Raw genomic sequence first — 15,311 nt, 5'->3', positions numbered from 1 at the left:
TCCGCGCCCTACGCCGCGCGGCGGCGGAAGAGCAGGTCGTGGACCACGTGGCCCTTGTCCAGGCCCTGGCCCTCGAACCGCGTCAGCGGGCGGAACTCCGGGCGCGGGGCGTAGCCGCCGTCGGGCTGGGTGTTCTCGAAGTCCGGGCTGGCCGAGAGCACCTCGAGCATCTGCTCGGCGTAGGGCTCCCAGTCCGTGGCGCAGTGCAGCAGACCGCCCGGCGCGACGCGGGTCGCGGCCAGCGCCAGGAACTCCGGCTGGATCAGACGGCGCTTGTGGTGCCGCTTCTTGGGCCAGGGGTCCGGGAAGTAGACGCGTATCCCGGCGAGGGAGTCGGGGGCGAGCATCTCGCGGAGCAGGATGATCGCGTCGCCGTTCGCCACACGGACGTTGGTCAGGCCGTTCTGCTCGGCGAGATTGAGCAGATTGCCCTGGCCGGGGGTGTGGACGTCACAGGCCAGGATCCCCGTGCCGGGGTCGGCCGCGGCCATCTGCGCCGTCGCCTCGCCCATGCCGAAGCCGATCTCCAGGACGACCGGCAGCTCCGGGTCGCCGAACAGCTCACCGAGGTCCAGGCGGCTCAGGCCGTCGATGTCCAGGCCCCACGTGGGCCACAGGCGGCGCAGCGCGTCGCCCTGCCCGGTCGTGACCCGGCTGCGGCGCGGCTGGAACGAACGGATGCGGCGCTCATGGTGCGAGCCGGCCGGATCCGGCGCGGGGCCGTCGGGGAACATCGGCTCCCGCCGGTTACGGGCAGGAGCGACAGGGGCGGCAGGCGCCGGTACCGGCGCCGGGCCGGTGACGGGCGTGGTGGGGGCGTGATTCTCGGACACAGTTCCTCAAGTCTACGGGCGCCCGCCGCGAAGCAGGAGGCCGGAAATCCGGTGGGCCGACGGTGTGACCTGTGGGCGTGGTGAGCCCACCCAGTGAAGATCACCGCTCATACGATTTTCGTGGCCCGGTCCGCCAGGGCGGAAAACCTCTTTCCGTGCGACGGAACCCTTAGACGGAACCCCTCAGACGGAACCTCTTATGCGACTGCGCCCAAGCCCAAGCCCAAGGTCAACCTCAAGCTCCAGCCCAAACCCCCGCCCCACCTCCAGCCCTCCCCCTCGATCGCTTCGCCGCCCCCGTCCCCGGCTCTTCATCCTCACCCTGCGGGTGGCGGCCCTCTCAACGGCCGCCGCCGTGCTGATCGCGGGCTGCTCCCCCGCCCGCCAGCACACCGCAGACGACGCGGCCCCGCGCAAGCGGGCCGCCCCGGCCCCCACCACGCCCGCCGCATGGCGCCTGATCTGGGCCGATGAATTCCGCGGGCCCGCCCACCGCCGCCCCGACCGGGCCAAATGGGTCTACGACCGGGGCGGGGAACCCCAGTGGGGCAACCACGAGTGGCAGTACTACACCGACCGGCCCCGCAACGTCTCCCTCGACGGCCACGGCCACCTCGCCCTCACCGCCCGCCACGAGAAGGTACGCAGCAAAGCCTGCAGATTCGGGCCCTGCACCATCACCTCCGCGCGGATCAAGACCAAGGGGAAGTTCGCCCGGGCCTACGGGCGCTTCGAGGCGCGCATCAAAATTCCACGGGGCAAGGGGCTGTGGCCCGCCTTCTGGATGCTCGGTGCCAACTCCGACAAGGTCAAATGGCCGGCCAACGGCGAGATCGACGTCATGGAGGCCCTCGGCCGACAGCCCGGCATGGTGCACGGCACCATCCACGGCCCCGGCTACGTCGCACAGGGCATCGAGACACACACCACCCTGCCCCGCGGCAGAAGCCTCTCCGACGGCTTCCACACCTACCGCGTCGACTGGCTGCCCGGCAAAGTCACCTGGTACCTCGACGGCAAGCCCTACGGCACCGCCTGCTCCGCGCAGCTCAAGCCCGGGCAGAAGTGGGTGTTCGACCACCCGCACTACCTGCTGCTCAACCTCGCGGTAGGCGGCGACTGGCCCGGCCCGCCCGACGCCTCCACCCCCTTCCCCTCACGCATGCTGGTCGACTACGTGCGCGTCTACGCCCCAGGACACTGATACGCCCAGGACGCGGACGCTGATACGCCCGGGACACCGACGGGGGGGGGAAAAAACGGCCCCCGAGGCCGCTCTACGACAGGCCCGCCAGCACCCTGCGCGCCACCTCCCGGCCGATCGGCAGCGATGCCGTCGCGGCCGGCGAGGGCGCGTTGAGCACATGCACCATCCGCGGCGACTGGACGAACAGAAAGTCGTCCACCAGCGTCCCGTCCCGCAGCACCGCCTGCGCCCGCACCCCCGAGGGCGCGGGTATCAGGTCCTCCTCCCGCACCTGCGGCAACAGCCGCCGCACCGCCGCCGTGAACGCCCTCTTGGACAGCGAACGCCGCACCTCGCCCGCCCCGTACCGCCAGTGGCGCCGGGCTATCCGCCAGGAGCCCGGGAACGCCACCGTCCCCGCCAGCTCTCCCGGACGCACGGTGCCCCAGTCGTACCCCTCCCGCGCCAGCGCCGGCACCGCGTTGGGACCCACGTGGACCGAGCCGTCGATGCCCCGGGTGAGATGGACCCCGAGGAAGGGAAACGCCGGGTCGGGCACCGGATAGACCAGCCCGCGCACCAGATCCGCACGATCGGCCGCCAGCTCGAAGTACTCACCCCGGAAGGGCACGATCCGCATGCCCGGGTCGTCACCGGCCAGCCGCGCCACATGATCGCTGTACAGCCCCGCGCAGTTGACCAGAGCCCGGCCCCGCACCACCTCGCCCCGCGCCGTACGCACCGCGACAGCCGCGCCCCGCTGCCCGACGGTCCGCACCTCCGCGCCGTACCGAACCGAGGCCCCGGCGTCCTCCGCCAGCCGCGCCAGGCGCGCCGCCACCGCCCCGTAGTCGCACACCCCCGTCGTACCGACATGGATGGCGCCGACGCCCCGCACCTCCGGCTCGTACTCCGCTATCTGCGCCGGGCCCAGCTCCCGCACCGGAATGCCGTTCTCCCGGCCGCGCTGGACCAGCGCGTGCAGCCGGGGCAGCTCCGTGCGGTCGGTGGCGACGATCAGCTTGCCGGTCACCTCGTGCGCAAGCCCGTACTCGGCGCAGAACTTCACCATCTCCGCCGCGCCCCGCACCGCGAACCGCGCCTTGAGCGACCCGGGCCGGTAGTAGATCCCGCTGTGGATCACACCGCTGTTCCGACCGGTCTGGTGACGCGCCGGACCGGCCTCCTTCTCCAGCACGACCACGCGCGTCCCCGGCGCCGCGCGCGTGAGGGCGTACGCCGTCGACAGGCCCACGATCCCGCCCCCGACCACCAGCACATCGCAGTCGTACGTCGCCATCACGTCACCTCCCCGCGCACACGCAGCCGCGCCCCGCCCCTCGGCGGACTCACCCTCAGCGCCTCACCCACGGATCCCATCATGACCTGTACCACTGACAACGGGATGCCGGATCGGATCATGCCTGATCAGTTGATGAGATCGCTCACGCCGGGGCCACGAGCAACGGGCGGGCCCGCTCGCGCAGCTCCACCACCCGGGGCTCGTTCCCGTACGGCTCCAGCCGGTGCAGCAGATCACGCACGTACTCGGTCGTACGGGCCGACGAGATCCGCCCCGCGACCTCCACCGCCCGCGCACCCGCCGCGCACGCCGCGTCCAGGTTCCCCGACTCCAGCTCGGCCACCGCCGACACCACCAGCCGCAGGCCGTGCGAGCGTACGAACTCCTCCGTCGGCCGGGCCAGTGCCTGCTCCGTGAACCGCTGTACCTGCCGTGGCATCCGCAGGTCGCGGTAACACTCGGCCGCGTCGGCCGCGAACCGCTCATGGCTGTAGAAATCCAGCCACGACGGGTCCGCGTCGCCCGGGCGGGCCCGCTCCAGCCACCCCTCGGCCGCCTTGAGCGCCGCACCACAGGCCGGCGCGTCCCCCGCCTTCGCCTGCGCACGCGCCTCGACCAGCCGGAAGAAACTCATCGTGCGGGCCGTCGCCAGACCACGATTACGCTCCAGAGCGGCCTGGGCGAGGTCCACGCCCTCGTCCGCGTAGCCCCGGTAGGTGGCCTGCAGGCTCATCGACGCCAGCACGTACCCGCCCAGCGGGACGTCCGCCGCCGCCCGGGCCAGCCGCAACGCCTGGATGTAGTACCGCTGCGCCGCCTCCTGCTGACCGGTGTCGAAAGCCATCCACCCGGCCAGTCGCGTCAGTTCGGCCGTCGCGCCGAACAGCGCGCGTCCCACCTCGTCGCTGTACGAACCCAGCAGCAGGGGCGCCGCGTCGACACGCAGACACTCGGGCACCATGGACGAACGCCAGTCGCCGCCACCGTACTTGGAGTCCCAGCGGCGGGCGTCGTCGGCGGCCTCCCGCAGCTTGGTCACATCGCTGTGGCCGACACGCTGCGCTAAGCCCGCGTCCGTGCCGCCGCCACCGCCTGATCCGCAAACGCCTGATCCACCACCGGCCGTTCCGCCGGTCGTGCCGCCGCCGTTGGCCGCCCCCGGGCCGTGAGCCGCCCCCGAGCCGTTCGCCCCCGCCCCGGAGGAACCCGAGGTCTCCCTGACCGCCTGGAGCGGTTCACGCGCCACCGAACTGTCAGCAGGCGTTATCAGCCAACGCGACGCCGGCGTGGAGTACGCGCTGACGGAAAAGGATCCGGCCAGGCTCTGCCAGATGCCCCCGCCCCCACGCCGACCAGCCAGATCCAGCCGGTAGAGCTCCGTCGCGGACCGCACCGCCTGGCCGACATCGCGCGGAAAGGAGAGCCCCACCTCCGGCGCCGGATCGGCGTCCGCCAGCCCGATCTCGTGCAACGGCACCGGGCGGCCCAGCTTCGCCGCTATGGCCGCCGCGATCAGATGCGGGGCGGCACCCTGCGGCACCATGCCCTTGGACACCCACCGGGCGACCGAGGTCTTGTCATAGCGAAGGGTCAATCCCCGCTGCGCACCGAGGTCGTTGACCCTGCGCGCGAGACCGGCGTTGCTGATCCCTGCGAGGGCGAGGACAGTGCCCAGCTTCTCGTTAGGCCCGCGTGGCTCCCTGGACATGAGCACCCCTCGACAACACGACGCCCGCCCCGGCATAGGCACGAGGCATTCGTAAACCCAGCGTAGTTCGCCGCATCCCGACCGTTAAGAGGCGATGTCCCGGATGGCGAGATTCTGGTCCGTATGTGCGTGCATTGAGGGGCACGTGCTCCGGTTGAGTGTGGCCGTGCGCCCACTGTGCGCTCTGTCCGCGCCAACCCGGCGGACGGTTCCATGGAGGAGCGTGGGTCGGCCCGCTGTACTGGATCCAGTGGGCTGGGGGAAGCCGCCGCCTCATTCCCCGCGGGCGGCGGAACGGTCCGGGAGGTGGCTCGCGCCTCCCGGACTGTGACATCGCGGGGCGCGCGGGGTTCCTCCTTCAGTCGCTCCGACGCCTTCAACCATCAATCGTTCCGCCATGAGCGGACGCGCGTAAAGACGCTCGTAAATTGGCCAGATTCGGCCGTAGGCCCCGGGCCGGGACACGCGCCGAGGGTGATGGGCGGGGCGGTCGAGCCCATTCCGTCCTCGCTCGACGTGCGTCGCGGGCCCACTGCCGAGGTCGCGGATGAACCGTGACGAAACGCCACCTTCCGCAGTTGTGGAGTGAGTTGGCGGCCTCAGCGCCGCAATCATGTGCTGCCGCCGGATGTCGCAACGCCGTCTCGCTGTGCATGATGACTGCTACCTGATGACGGCTACCTGTTGGTTGTCCACAGCCTGTGGAGGCGGCGATGCGCTGGTTGGTGGGGTGGAGCTGCACCGCCGCCGCAACCCGCCCCGACACGGGAGGCGCGGGCGGGGCGGGAGGCGCTGGTGGGGCGGGTGGGGCAGACGCGAGAGGCCACGGGACCCCCGCCGTCCACCCCGTCGGCGCCCGGCTCCTGTGGGGCGGCCCCGCACCCCTGTGGGCCGTCGGCGACTGGCGACCCGACGAAGTACGCGTCATCGACGCCGACTCCCACACCGGCCCCGGCCCCAGCACCGACTTCTACAGCGATTCCCGTACCGGCTCCCGCGCCGATTCGCGTGCCGATTCGCGCACCGACTCCCGCACCGACCCCACCACCCGCCTCGCCGTACTCGGCCGCTGCGGCGCGAGCGACGAAGCACTGCGCGCCGGCCTGCTCGCCGCCCGCGGCGGAGCGCTGCGCCACCTCACCGCCTGGCCCGGCAGCTACACCGCCGTCGCCCAGGTCGGCCGCCGCCTGACCATCGCCGGGGACCTCGCCGGCGCCCGGCCCGTCTTCCACACGGCCTGGTCCGGCGGCACCGCCTACGCCACGGCCGCACTGCCCCTCGCCGACCTCGTCGAGGCCCAGCTCGACATCGGATACCTCGCCGCACTGCTCGCCTGCCCCGACTCACCCGAAGCGCTCGCCGACGGCACCCCGTACAAGGGAGTCCGACGCGTACCGCCCGGCCACGCGCTGGTACTGCGCGACGGCGCGCGCGACATCACCGGCTACGAACCCATGGCCTCGCTCGCCGTCGCCGCACCCCAACTCGACGTGGCACAAGCCGTGGAGGGCGTACGCGACGCCCTGGTCGAGGCCGTACGCACCCGCCTCGCCGCCCCCCGCCACGTGACGCGGTACGGGCCGCCGCAGCGCGAGCCCGGCCCCGTACCCGGCACCGGCCCGTACCAGCGGCGCACCGCGCCCGGCGGCCCCGCACCCGGAGTCGGGGCCGACCTCTCCGGAGGGAGCGCCTCCGGCACCCTGGCACTCCTGGCGGCCGGGCTGCCGGGCATGCCGGGCACACCCGTCGGGCTCGGCACGGCGGCGGGCGAACGGCTGCTCGCCGTCACCTTCAACGACCTCGCGGCCGGCGGCGGCCGCGCCCGTGAATCCGAACTCGAACGGGCCCGCGCGATCGCCGCCAACCCCCGGCTGCACCACGTCATCGTCGCGGCCGGAGCGGAAGCACTGCCGTACGCCGACCTGTACGACGGGCCGCTCACCGACGAGCCCGGCCCCGCCATCGTCGCCGCCGCCCGCCACCGGCGACGGCTGGCCGCCGGCAGCGCCGACCACTTCGTCGGACACGGCGCCCGCCAGGTCCTGGACGCCCACCCGGCCCGCTTGGCCGACCTGCTGATGGACCGTCGACGCCGGTTCCTGCTGCGGCCCGTCTCCGCACTGGCCCGCGCGGACGGCCCCTCGGCGCACTCGCTGTTCGTCCCCTTCACGGTCTACCGGGCAGCGCGCCGGCTGGCCCGCACGACCTACCGGGAGGGGCTGGAGGAGACCGCGGCAAGGCTGCTGGGGCCCGGGTTCAGCGCGGCGGAGGCCGGGGCCGTGGACGCCTCCCTGGCGGCGCTCACCTGGTGCCGGCCCGGGCCCGCCGCGCGGTGGCTCACGGGCGAGGCGCTCGCTGAAGTATCGGTTCGCCTGCAAGGCGCGGCCGTCCGGCCGACCGGGCTGCTGCGTCGCCCGGGCGAACGGCGTGCGGCCGCCGCACTCAGCCGGCACGCGGCGGACCACCGCGTCTTCGAACAAGCGGCGGAGATCCGCGGCCAGCGCCTGCACGCCCCCTTCCTCGACAACCAAGTCGTACGGGCCTGCCGCGCCCTCCCCGAGACGCTCCGCGTCCAGCCGGGGGCGCGCGCATCCGTCCTGCGCGCCGTCCTGACCGGCGCAGGCATCCGCGAACTGCCACCCGGCTGGGGCGCCCCCTCCCACGCCTCGCACGCCGCGGAAGCACGAGCAGGGCTCAGGGCCGCCCTGCCGACGCTGGTGGACCTCTTCGACGCACCGCTCCTCGCGGACGCCGGCCTGATCGAGGCCGGCGTCGTACGGGACGCCCTGCGCGCCGCCGCCGACGGAGCGCCCCTGCCCCTGGACGGACTCGCCGAGCTCGTCTCGACCGAGATCTGGCTGCGCCGCCTGCTCGCCCGGCGCGGCACGTGCTGGACGGGTACGGGGGCGGGCGCGGGGGCAGGCACGGCCGCGGCCTCACGGCAGTGGGCGGTGGCAGGCGGGGCACCGGCATGGCCCAGCCTGTGAGCTGGTGGTCGGATGAGGTCGCCGGTCGCCTGGTGATCGGGCGAATGAACGGAGAACGGAGAACGGCCGGCGTCCAGAGGCCCTACGAGCCCGCCGACCGCCCTCCGTCGCAGCTGATGCGGGCCATCGCCCAGTCCGCCACCGCCACACGATCGGCGGGGGACCGCGGCTCCACGACCAGACGGAGCGTCTTGCGGCCCGACAGGGGCGCGTGGACCGGGACCGCGGGCCGGCCGCCGTGCACCAGGCCCGAGCTCCACACGCGGCTGCCGTCCGCGTAGACGGAGAACGTGACGGCGCCGAGGCCGAGGGACATGTCGTCCACGCCGACCACCGCGTCGTAGGACGTGCAGGAACGGTTCAGGTCGATCGTCACCGACGACGAGGCATGAGCGCTGACGCCGTGGCGGTACGTCGTACCGCCCACCCGGAGCCCGTACCGCTGCCACAGCCAGCTGCTGCCGCCCAGCCGCACCTCCGGCTCCTTGCCGTCGCCGATGCGGCCGTACTCCAGCTCGTTGACCTGGTAGACCGTCGACGTCCGGGGCGGAGGCGGGGGAGTGGGCCCCGGCGGGGTGGGTGCCGGGCTCGGCGTGGGCGGGGGAGGGGCGGTGGGCGTGGCGGCCCGGCTTGCCGACGGTTCGGGCTCCGGGGACCCTGACATGGGCGATGCGCCGGCGCTCGGCGTCGGGCTGGGCCTCGGCTTCGGGGGTGCCGGCTTCGCGGCCAGCGCCGGTGCCACGGTGGGGGCGGGTGACGCGGTCAGGCTCGTGCGCGGCTTCGGGGTGGGTGCCGGTACGACCGGGGCCGCCGTGGTCCTGGCCGCCCGCGGTTTCTCGTGGGATGCGGGCGCACCGGCGGCCAAGGCGTACGCGATGACCGCCGCCGCCGCGGCCAGTGCCCCCGCCGCGAGCCCGACCTTCGCCGGCGCCCCCAGCCCCTCGCCCACCACCGAAGCGGCACTGGAACCGGAACCTGCGGATGCGGAGCCGGCGGATGCGGAACCTGCGGAGCCGGCGGAACCGGAAGCGGCAGCAGACCCGGGGGCCGCCCCCGCCCCCCCGCCCCCCACCCCTCCCGCTACAGTCCCCGCTCCGGCCCCCGCCGCTCCCGCGGCCAGCCCCGCCACCGCCTTGACCGACCAGCCGGCCGCGAACCAGCCGATGACCGCCACCGGCAGCAGCGCGCGCAGCCGCTCGTTGACGTCGGCGACCTCGAGCGCCGCCGACCGGCACCTCGCGCATGTCTCCAGGTGCTTGCGCATCCCGCGCTCGGCCCGCGTGCGCAGCCTGCCGCGCGCGTAGGCGCCCAGCCGGTCCGCGTACCGCGCGCAGTCCCCGCCGGACGTCAGCGAGCTGCTGACATGCGCCTGCAGATAGGCCTGCTTCAGCCCTTCCCGCGCCCGGTGCGCCAGTACCGCGGTGGCATTGGCGCTCAGCCCGAGCAGTGGTGCGACCTCGCTCGGTGACTCCTCCTCCACTGTCGTGTGCCACAGAACCGTCTGCCACCGCTCGGGCAGGCTCCGGAACGCCTGCACCGCCAGTGACTCCTCGGCCTCCTGCATCGCCCGCACGTCCGCGCCCAAGCCGAGCGTGTCGTCATCCGCCGACAGGGAAGAAGCCGCCGCGGACGTGGCGAAGACCGCGAAGTCCTCGACCAGCTGTTCACGCCTGGCCGTCTTGCCCCAGGCCGCCGCGACCCGCCGCACGGTGGTCAGCAGATACGCCCGTACCGCCGAGTCCGGCCCCGCGCCTCGGCGTACCGCTTGCAGGGTGCTGGTGAAGACCTCGTTGGTCAGGTCCTCGGCGGTGTGGTCGTCACGGCAGCACGTACGGGCGTACCGACGCACGGCGTCGGCATGCCGCCGGTACAGCTCCTCGTACGCCTCACTGCTCTCGCCCCCGCGCAGCCGGGTGACCAGCTCGAGGTCGGAAGGCGGCGCGTCCGGGTCGTCCTGCACATCGGCATCATCAATCGCCTCACCCGCACCGGTCCAGGGGTCGGAGCCGCCCGGAACGCCGGATTCCGCAGTACCCGGGCCGCCCGCCCGCCCACCGTCCCGCTGTTGCGGCACCTCCGTGTCGAAGGCGCCGCTCCAAAGCTCCAGCGGGTCGGACTCGAAGGAATCGAAGGACTCGAAGGGGTCAGAAGAACCGCCCGCTCCTCCTGCCGCTGCCCCCGCCGACGAGCCGGCGGCGGGAACACCGGATGGTCCTCCCTGGCCGGGCACCCTGTGCAGCGGCGGAGGTTCGTCCGTCTCATCGCTCCCGCGCGGTTCTTCCCGCCCGTCAACACCCATAGCGCAGGCTCCCCGTACACGCCGGCACACTCGAATACTGGCCAGCGTCGCACACAGGAATGCGCCAGGATCACTCCACGAACCGCAACCACTCGTCCGGGTTCCGTTCGCAGGCTGGAGCTCGGGTGGTCACCCGAACGGATGAGACTTACCGAACGCCCGCCCCCTTCCGGGTCAGCCGCAGTCCGGTTCCTTTTCCTTCAGGGCGGCCTACTCCACCGGGCGTGAGCGAAGACCTTCCAGCAGGATGTCGAGCAGCCGGGAGGAAGCCGCCGCCTGCTGCGCCGCGTCGGGCAGCGACGGCGCCGCCGTCGCTATCACCAGCAGCACATCCGCGACCGTCACGTCCGCCCGCAGCTGGCCCGCGGACCGTGCCCGGTCCACCAGCCGGCCCACGACCTCCAGCAGGGCCGCCGCGCCCGCGTCGTCCCGCTCCTCGACAGCCGTCGGCCGCTGTTCGACCAGCCGCAGCTCGTGCAGCTGACCACCGGCGGCACCCGGCTGCCGCTGCTGCGGCACCCGCGCCCGGTCCGGCACCTGGGCCTGGACCCGGCGCTCCTCGGACTCACCCTCGACGCCGACGCGCAGCACCTGGGGCGGCAGCAGCCGGCCCGCACCCGAGGCGACCGACGTGCGCAGGAACCGGGACAGCGCCGACCACGGCTCGTCCTCCTGCCCCAGCGCCGTCCGCGCCTGCTCGGTCAGCCGTGCCGTCTCCTCCTCGGCTATCCGCCGGACCAGCACGTCCTTGCTGGGGAAGCGGCGGTAGACCGTCCCCACACCCACCCGGGCCCGGCGCGCCACATCCTCCATCGGCGCCCCGTACCCCAGCTCGCCGAAGACTTCGCGAGCCGCCCGCAGCACATGTTCCAGATTGCGCTGAGCGTCCACGCGCAACGGCGTATTACGGCTACCAGCGCCGTCAGACGTCGTCGCGACAGCGGCAGACCAATGAGAGCCCTGAATGTGCATACGTTCCCCCGGTTATGACGTCTCCCCCCGGAGACTCCCCGCCCTGACTGCCGGGGCGTGTCTCGACACCCCGACGGAGTACGAACATAGTTGAGCCCAGGTCAAGAAAGAAGGGGGTAGCTCCGCACAGGCCACCCCCGATTGGAGTACAGGCCTGATCCCCCTTGATTCTGCACCACCTCACTACCCCTGCGCATCCCGCCTGACCTGCGCGCCTTCCCTCCGGAAGGTCGTCTTCAGCGCGGACGGATCAGCTCCGCGACCGGTCATACATTTCGCTCGGCCTGTGGACAAACCATTGATGGCGATGCGTCATGGGAAGGAGCTGTGCCACAACGCGAGGACGACGCGCGGACAACAGCGAGGAGGAAAGGGCTTTGGTGAACCGACCGGAGCGGGAAGGGCGGGAGGAACAGAAGGCGCGGGAGGGTCGCGAGCAACAAGGGGATCGCGAGCAACACACGGGTCACGAGCCGCGCAAGGACGCCGAGGAGCGGCCGAGCAACACAGAGCGCACCGGCCCCACCCCCGGCCCCAACCCCGCCCCCAAACCCACCCCCACGCCCACCCCCCAAACCACCCCCAAGCCCACTCCCACCCCCACCCGCATCCTCATCGTCGGCGGCGGCTACGTCGGGATGTACACCGCCCTCCACCTCCAGCGGAAGCTCAAGCGAGGCGAGGCCGACATCCTGATCGTCGCCCCCGAGCCCTACATGACCTACCAGCCCTTCCTCCCCGAGGCCGCCGCCGGCTCCATCTCCCCCCGGCACGTCGTCGTCCCGCTGCGCCGCACCCTGGACGAGTGCCAGGTCGTCACCGGCGAAGTCACCTCCATCGACCACACGAAACGCACCGCCAGGGTGAAGACCCTCGCCACCGAGGAAGAGGGCGCCGGCCCCATCGAGGTGCACTACGACGAGTTGGTGCTCGCACCCGGCTCCGTCTCCCGCACCCTCCCCGTCCCCGGTCTCGCCGACTACGGCATCGGCTTCAAGACGGTCGAGGAGGCCATCGGCCTGCGCAACCACGTCCTCGAACAGATGGACATCGCCTCCTCCACCCGCGACCCCGAAGTCCGCGACGCCGCCCTCACCTTCGTCTTCGTCGGCGGCGGCTACGCGGGCGTCGAAGCACTCGCGGAGCTGGAGGACATGGCCCGCTACGCCTCCCGCTACTACCACAACATCGAGCCCGACGATCTGAAGTTCATCCTGGTCGAGGCCACCGGCCGCATCCTCCCCGAAGTGGGCGAGGAAATGGGCCAGTACGCGATCCGCGAGCTGCGCGGCCGCAACATCGACGTACGCCTCGACACCCGGCTGGACTCCTGCGAGAACCGCGTCGCCGTGCTCAGCGACGGCTCGCGCTTCCCCACCCGTACGCTCGTATGGACAGCCGGCGTCAAACCGCACCCCGTCCTCGCCGCCACCGACCTGCCCCTCGACGAGCGCGGCCGGCTCATCTGCACGGCAGCGCTGCGCGTGGACGGCGTCGAGCACGCATGGGCGGCCGGGGACGCCGCGGCCGTCCCCGACGTCACCGCCGGCGAAGAGGGCACGACATGCGCCCCCAACGCCCAGCACGCCGTCCGCCAGGCCAAGGTCCTCGCCCGGAACCTCATCGCCTCCCTCCGCGGCCACGCCCTGCAGGACTACCGGCACAAGTACGTCGGCTCGGTCGCCTCGCTCGGCTTCCACCAAGGTGTCGCACACGTGTACGGCAAGAAGCTCAAGGGCTACCCCGCATGGTTCATGCACCGCGCCTACCACCTCAGCCGGGTGCCGACCTTCAACCGCAAGGCCCGCGTCCTCGCCGAATGGACCCTCGCGGGGCTGTTCAAACGCGAGATCGTCTCGCTCGGCTCGCTGGAAAACCCCCGGGCCGAATTCGAACTCGCCGCCGGTACGGGACGTCACCCGGAAGCGAGTTGAGGCAGGTCGCGGGCCCGGATCGGGGCCGGGGACACCCGCATCGGACACGGCGTCTGACGGATGTCAGTCCGGTCGGCCACACTGGTCGTGTGACCATGAGTGGGCTGGTATCTGCGAAGAGTAACAATCATGAGGATTCGGACGTTTGCTGCATTCTCCCGGGGGCCGGCCCCCACACCGCCCATCGCGCCCCGCTGCAGGGCGCACGGCTCAGCCACCCCACATCGCCGAGCTGATCCGGAACGACTCCGCGAGGTAATCCTCAGTGAACTTCACCCGCTGGAGCGCCCGGCTCCCCGGCACACAGCGCCGAGCAGCGGCGCGCGCCGGCCGCACCTCCCCCACAACCCCACCACCCCAGCCCACCACCCCCGACGGCACAAGCGCCGGTGCGAGCGCCGGAGCCGGCCCGGGCATCGGAGCCGCCCCGGGCCTCGGATCCGTGCCCGCCGCCCGCGCCGAGAGCCCCCCGCCCCCCGACGCCGAGCCCGCGCCCGTCCCCAGCCTCGACGGGCTCTCCGCCCATGACGTCCTCGGCAAGATCCCGGCACTCGCCGCCGTCGTCTACGGGCCCGAACACCGCATCGCCTACGTCAACGACGCCTACGCCGCCCTCTTCGGCCCCCGGCCCCCCGGCGCCCCCGCCCGCGAGGCCCTCCCCGAGCTCGAAGCCCTCGGCCTCCTCCCGCTGATGGACCAGGTCCTGCGCAGCGGCAAACCCCGCACGGTCAAGTCCCGCCGCGTCCCCGTCCCCACCACCGACCACGGCCGGCACGGCTACTACACCTTCACCTGCTCCCCGATCGACGTCGGCGAGAACACCGGAGCCCAGCGCGGCGTCCTCGTCTTCGCCGCCGACGTCACCGACCAGGTCGAAGCCGCCGAGCGACTGCGCGCCAGCGAACGCCGCCAGCGCGAAGCCGCCGTCACCCTGCAGCGCAGCCTCCTCCCCCAAGAGCTGGAGCAACCCGACGACCTACGCGTCGCCGCCACCTACCAACCCGGCGGCAAGGACACCGCCGTCGGCGGCGACTGGTACGACGTCATCACCCTCGGCGCCGGCCGCACCGCCCTCGTCATCGGCGACGTCATGGGCCGCGGCGTCCGCGCCGCCGCCGTCATGGGCCAGCTGCGCACAGCCGTACGGGCCTACGCCCGCCTCGACCTGCCGCCCCACGAAGTCCTGCAACTCCTCGACGGCCTCGCCGCCGAAATCGACGCCACCCAGATCGCCACCTGCGTCTACGCCGTCCACGACCCCAACGAAGGCCGCCTCGTCTACGCCTCGGCCGGCCACCTGCCCATCCTCGTCCGCGACCCCGACGGCACCGTCCGCCGCGCCGCCGAACCCACCGGCCCCCCGCTCGGCACCGGCGGCTGGCTGCACACCTCCGGCACCATGCCCCTCGTCCCCGGCTCCAGCGCCGTCCTCTATACGGACGGCCTGGTCGAGCGGCGCGACGAGGACATCGACGAAGGCGTCGCCGCACTCGAACGGGCCTTCGCCGGCGCGACCGGCTCCCCCCAGGTCATGTGCGACCGCCTCATCCGCGCCCTCGGCGTCACCCAGGAACACGACGACGACGTCGCCCTCCTCGTCCTCCAGCACCCCGCCCGCACCGGCCACGACGCCGAGCTCTTCCACAACGCCGCACTCGAGCTCCTCGGCGGAATCGAAGCAGCACCGCGCGCCCGCGCCTTCGCCTCGGGCGTCCTCGCCAGCTGGCGCTTCCCCACCGAACTCCGCGACCTGGGCGTCCTGGCCACGAGCGAGCTGGTCGCCAATTCCCTGCAGCACGGCACACCACCCATGCGCCTGCGCCTGCGCCGCACCGACCGGCGCCTGATCATCGAGGTCACCGACGGCGACGACCACCTCCCGCGCCGCCGCCGCGCCGAACTGGCCGACGAGGCCGGCCGCGGCATCTCGATCATCGCCACCATCGCCTCGTCCTGGGGCTCGCGCCGCACACCCGGCGGCGGCAAGGCGGTGTGGTGCGAATTCGCCCTCCCGGCAGCGCACGGATAGGACACCCAGAGAAAAAGGAGTAGGGGCTCGGGGCGGAAGTCACCACTTCCGCCCCGAGCC

At 72.8% G+C, this 15,311-nt stretch carries 9 protein-coding genes; 4 read left to right on the top strand and 5 right to left on the bottom strand.

What is annotated here, in order from left to right; all coding sequences use genetic code 11:
• Window positions 1-8 precede the first annotated feature (8 nt).
• Entirely contained in the window at window positions 9-833 is an 825-nt protein-coding gene (gene trmB / locus ABZ956_RS24500; protein WP_361897528.1) for a tRNA (guanosine(46)-N7)-methyltransferase TrmB, read from the bottom strand.
• Between the two features lie 328 nt (window positions 834-1,161).
• Between trmB and ABZ956_RS24495 the strand changes: the two genes are divergently transcribed.
• Window positions 1,162-2,037: a glycoside hydrolase family 16 protein gene (locus tag ABZ956_RS24495; RefSeq protein WP_361897525.1), complete on the top strand. Its 876-nt coding sequence runs from the start codon at window positions 1,162-1,164 to the stop codon at window positions 2,035-2,037.
• A 73-nt stretch (window positions 2,038-2,110) separates the two neighbouring features.
• On the opposite strand, the gene lhgO is transcribed toward ABZ956_RS24495, so the two are convergent.
• Window positions 2,111-3,319: an L-2-hydroxyglutarate oxidase gene (gene lhgO / locus ABZ956_RS24490; RefSeq protein WP_361897522.1), complete on the bottom strand. Its 1,209-nt coding sequence runs from the start codon at window positions 3,317-3,319 to the stop codon at window positions 2,111-2,113.
• Window positions 3,320-3,464: 145 nt separating this feature from the next.
• Window positions 3,465-5,030: an MFS transporter gene (locus ABZ956_RS24485; protein WP_361897519.1), complete on the bottom strand. Its 1,566-nt coding sequence runs from the start codon at window positions 5,028-5,030 to the stop codon at window positions 3,465-3,467.
• A 713-nt stretch (window positions 5,031-5,743) separates the two neighbouring features.
• Between ABZ956_RS24485 and ABZ956_RS24480 the strand changes: the two genes are divergently transcribed.
• A complete protein-coding gene (locus ABZ956_RS24480; protein ID WP_361897517.1) occupies window positions 5,744-8,017 on the top strand; it encodes an asparagine synthase-related protein in 2,274 nt (757 codons plus the stop codon).
• A gap of 82 nt (window positions 8,018-8,099) precedes the next feature.
• Here ABZ956_RS24480 and ABZ956_RS24475 read toward each other — a convergent pair whose 3' ends face one another.
• Window positions 8,100-10,316, bottom strand: coding sequence for a sigma-70 family RNA polymerase sigma factor (locus ABZ956_RS24475; protein ID WP_361897514.1), 2,217 nt, complete (start codon window positions 10,314-10,316; stop codon window positions 8,100-8,102).
• A 210-nt stretch (window positions 10,317-10,526) separates the two neighbouring features.
• Complete coding sequence (locus ABZ956_RS24470) at window positions 10,527-11,288, bottom strand: helix-turn-helix domain-containing protein (protein ID WP_361897511.1); 762 nt, start codon at window positions 11,286-11,288, stop codon at window positions 10,527-10,529.
• A 638-nt stretch (window positions 11,289-11,926) separates the two neighbouring features.
• Here ABZ956_RS24470 and ABZ956_RS24465 point away from each other — a divergent pair.
• Together ABZ956_RS24465 and ABZ956_RS24460 are read left to right on the top strand one after the other, a co-directional pair.
• Window positions 11,927-13,222 carry an FAD-dependent oxidoreductase gene (locus ABZ956_RS24465; RefSeq protein ID WP_361897735.1) on the top strand — a complete coding sequence of 432 codons (1,296 nt, stop codon included), beginning with the start codon at window positions 11,927-11,929 and terminating at the stop codon, window positions 13,220-13,222.
• Window positions 13,223-13,487: 265 nt separating this feature from the next.
• Complete coding sequence (locus ABZ956_RS24460) at window positions 13,488-15,251, top strand: SpoIIE family protein phosphatase (RefSeq protein ID WP_361897508.1); 1,764 nt, start codon at window positions 13,488-13,490, stop codon at window positions 15,249-15,251.
• Window positions 15,252-15,311 lie beyond the last annotated feature (60 nt).

This window comes from Streptomyces sp. NPDC046261 (genome assembly GCF_040646235.1).
Classification (GTDB): domain Bacteria; phylum Actinomycetota; class Actinomycetes; order Streptomycetales; family Streptomycetaceae; genus Streptomyces.
Note: the sequence above shows the minus strand (reverse complement) of the source record. Positions and strands in the feature narration are given on the sequence as shown.

Excerpts from the sequence above, each read along its gene's own strand:
- lhgO (WP_361897522.1), bottom strand. The coding sequence starts at position 3,319 with ATGGCGACGTACGACTGCGATGTGCTGGTGGTCGGGGGCGGGATCGTG.
- ABZ956_RS24485 (WP_361897519.1), bottom strand. The coding sequence starts at position 5,030 with ATGTCCAGGGAGCCACGCGGGCCTAACGAGAAGCTGGGCACTGTCCTC.
- ABZ956_RS24480 (WP_361897517.1), top strand. The coding sequence starts at position 5,744 with ATGCGCTGGTTGGTGGGGTGGAGCTGCACCGCCGCCGCAACCCGCCCC.
- ABZ956_RS24475 (WP_361897514.1), bottom strand. The coding sequence starts at position 10,316 with ATGGGTGTTGACGGGCGGGAAGAACCGCGCGGGAGCGATGAGACGGAC.
- ABZ956_RS24470 (WP_361897511.1), bottom strand. The coding sequence starts at position 11,288 with ATGCACATTCAGGGCTCTCATTGGTCTGCCGCTGTCGCGACGACGTCT.
- ABZ956_RS24465 (WP_361897735.1), top strand. The coding sequence starts at position 11,927 with ATGTACACCGCCCTCCACCTCCAGCGGAAGCTCAAGCGAGGCGAGGCC.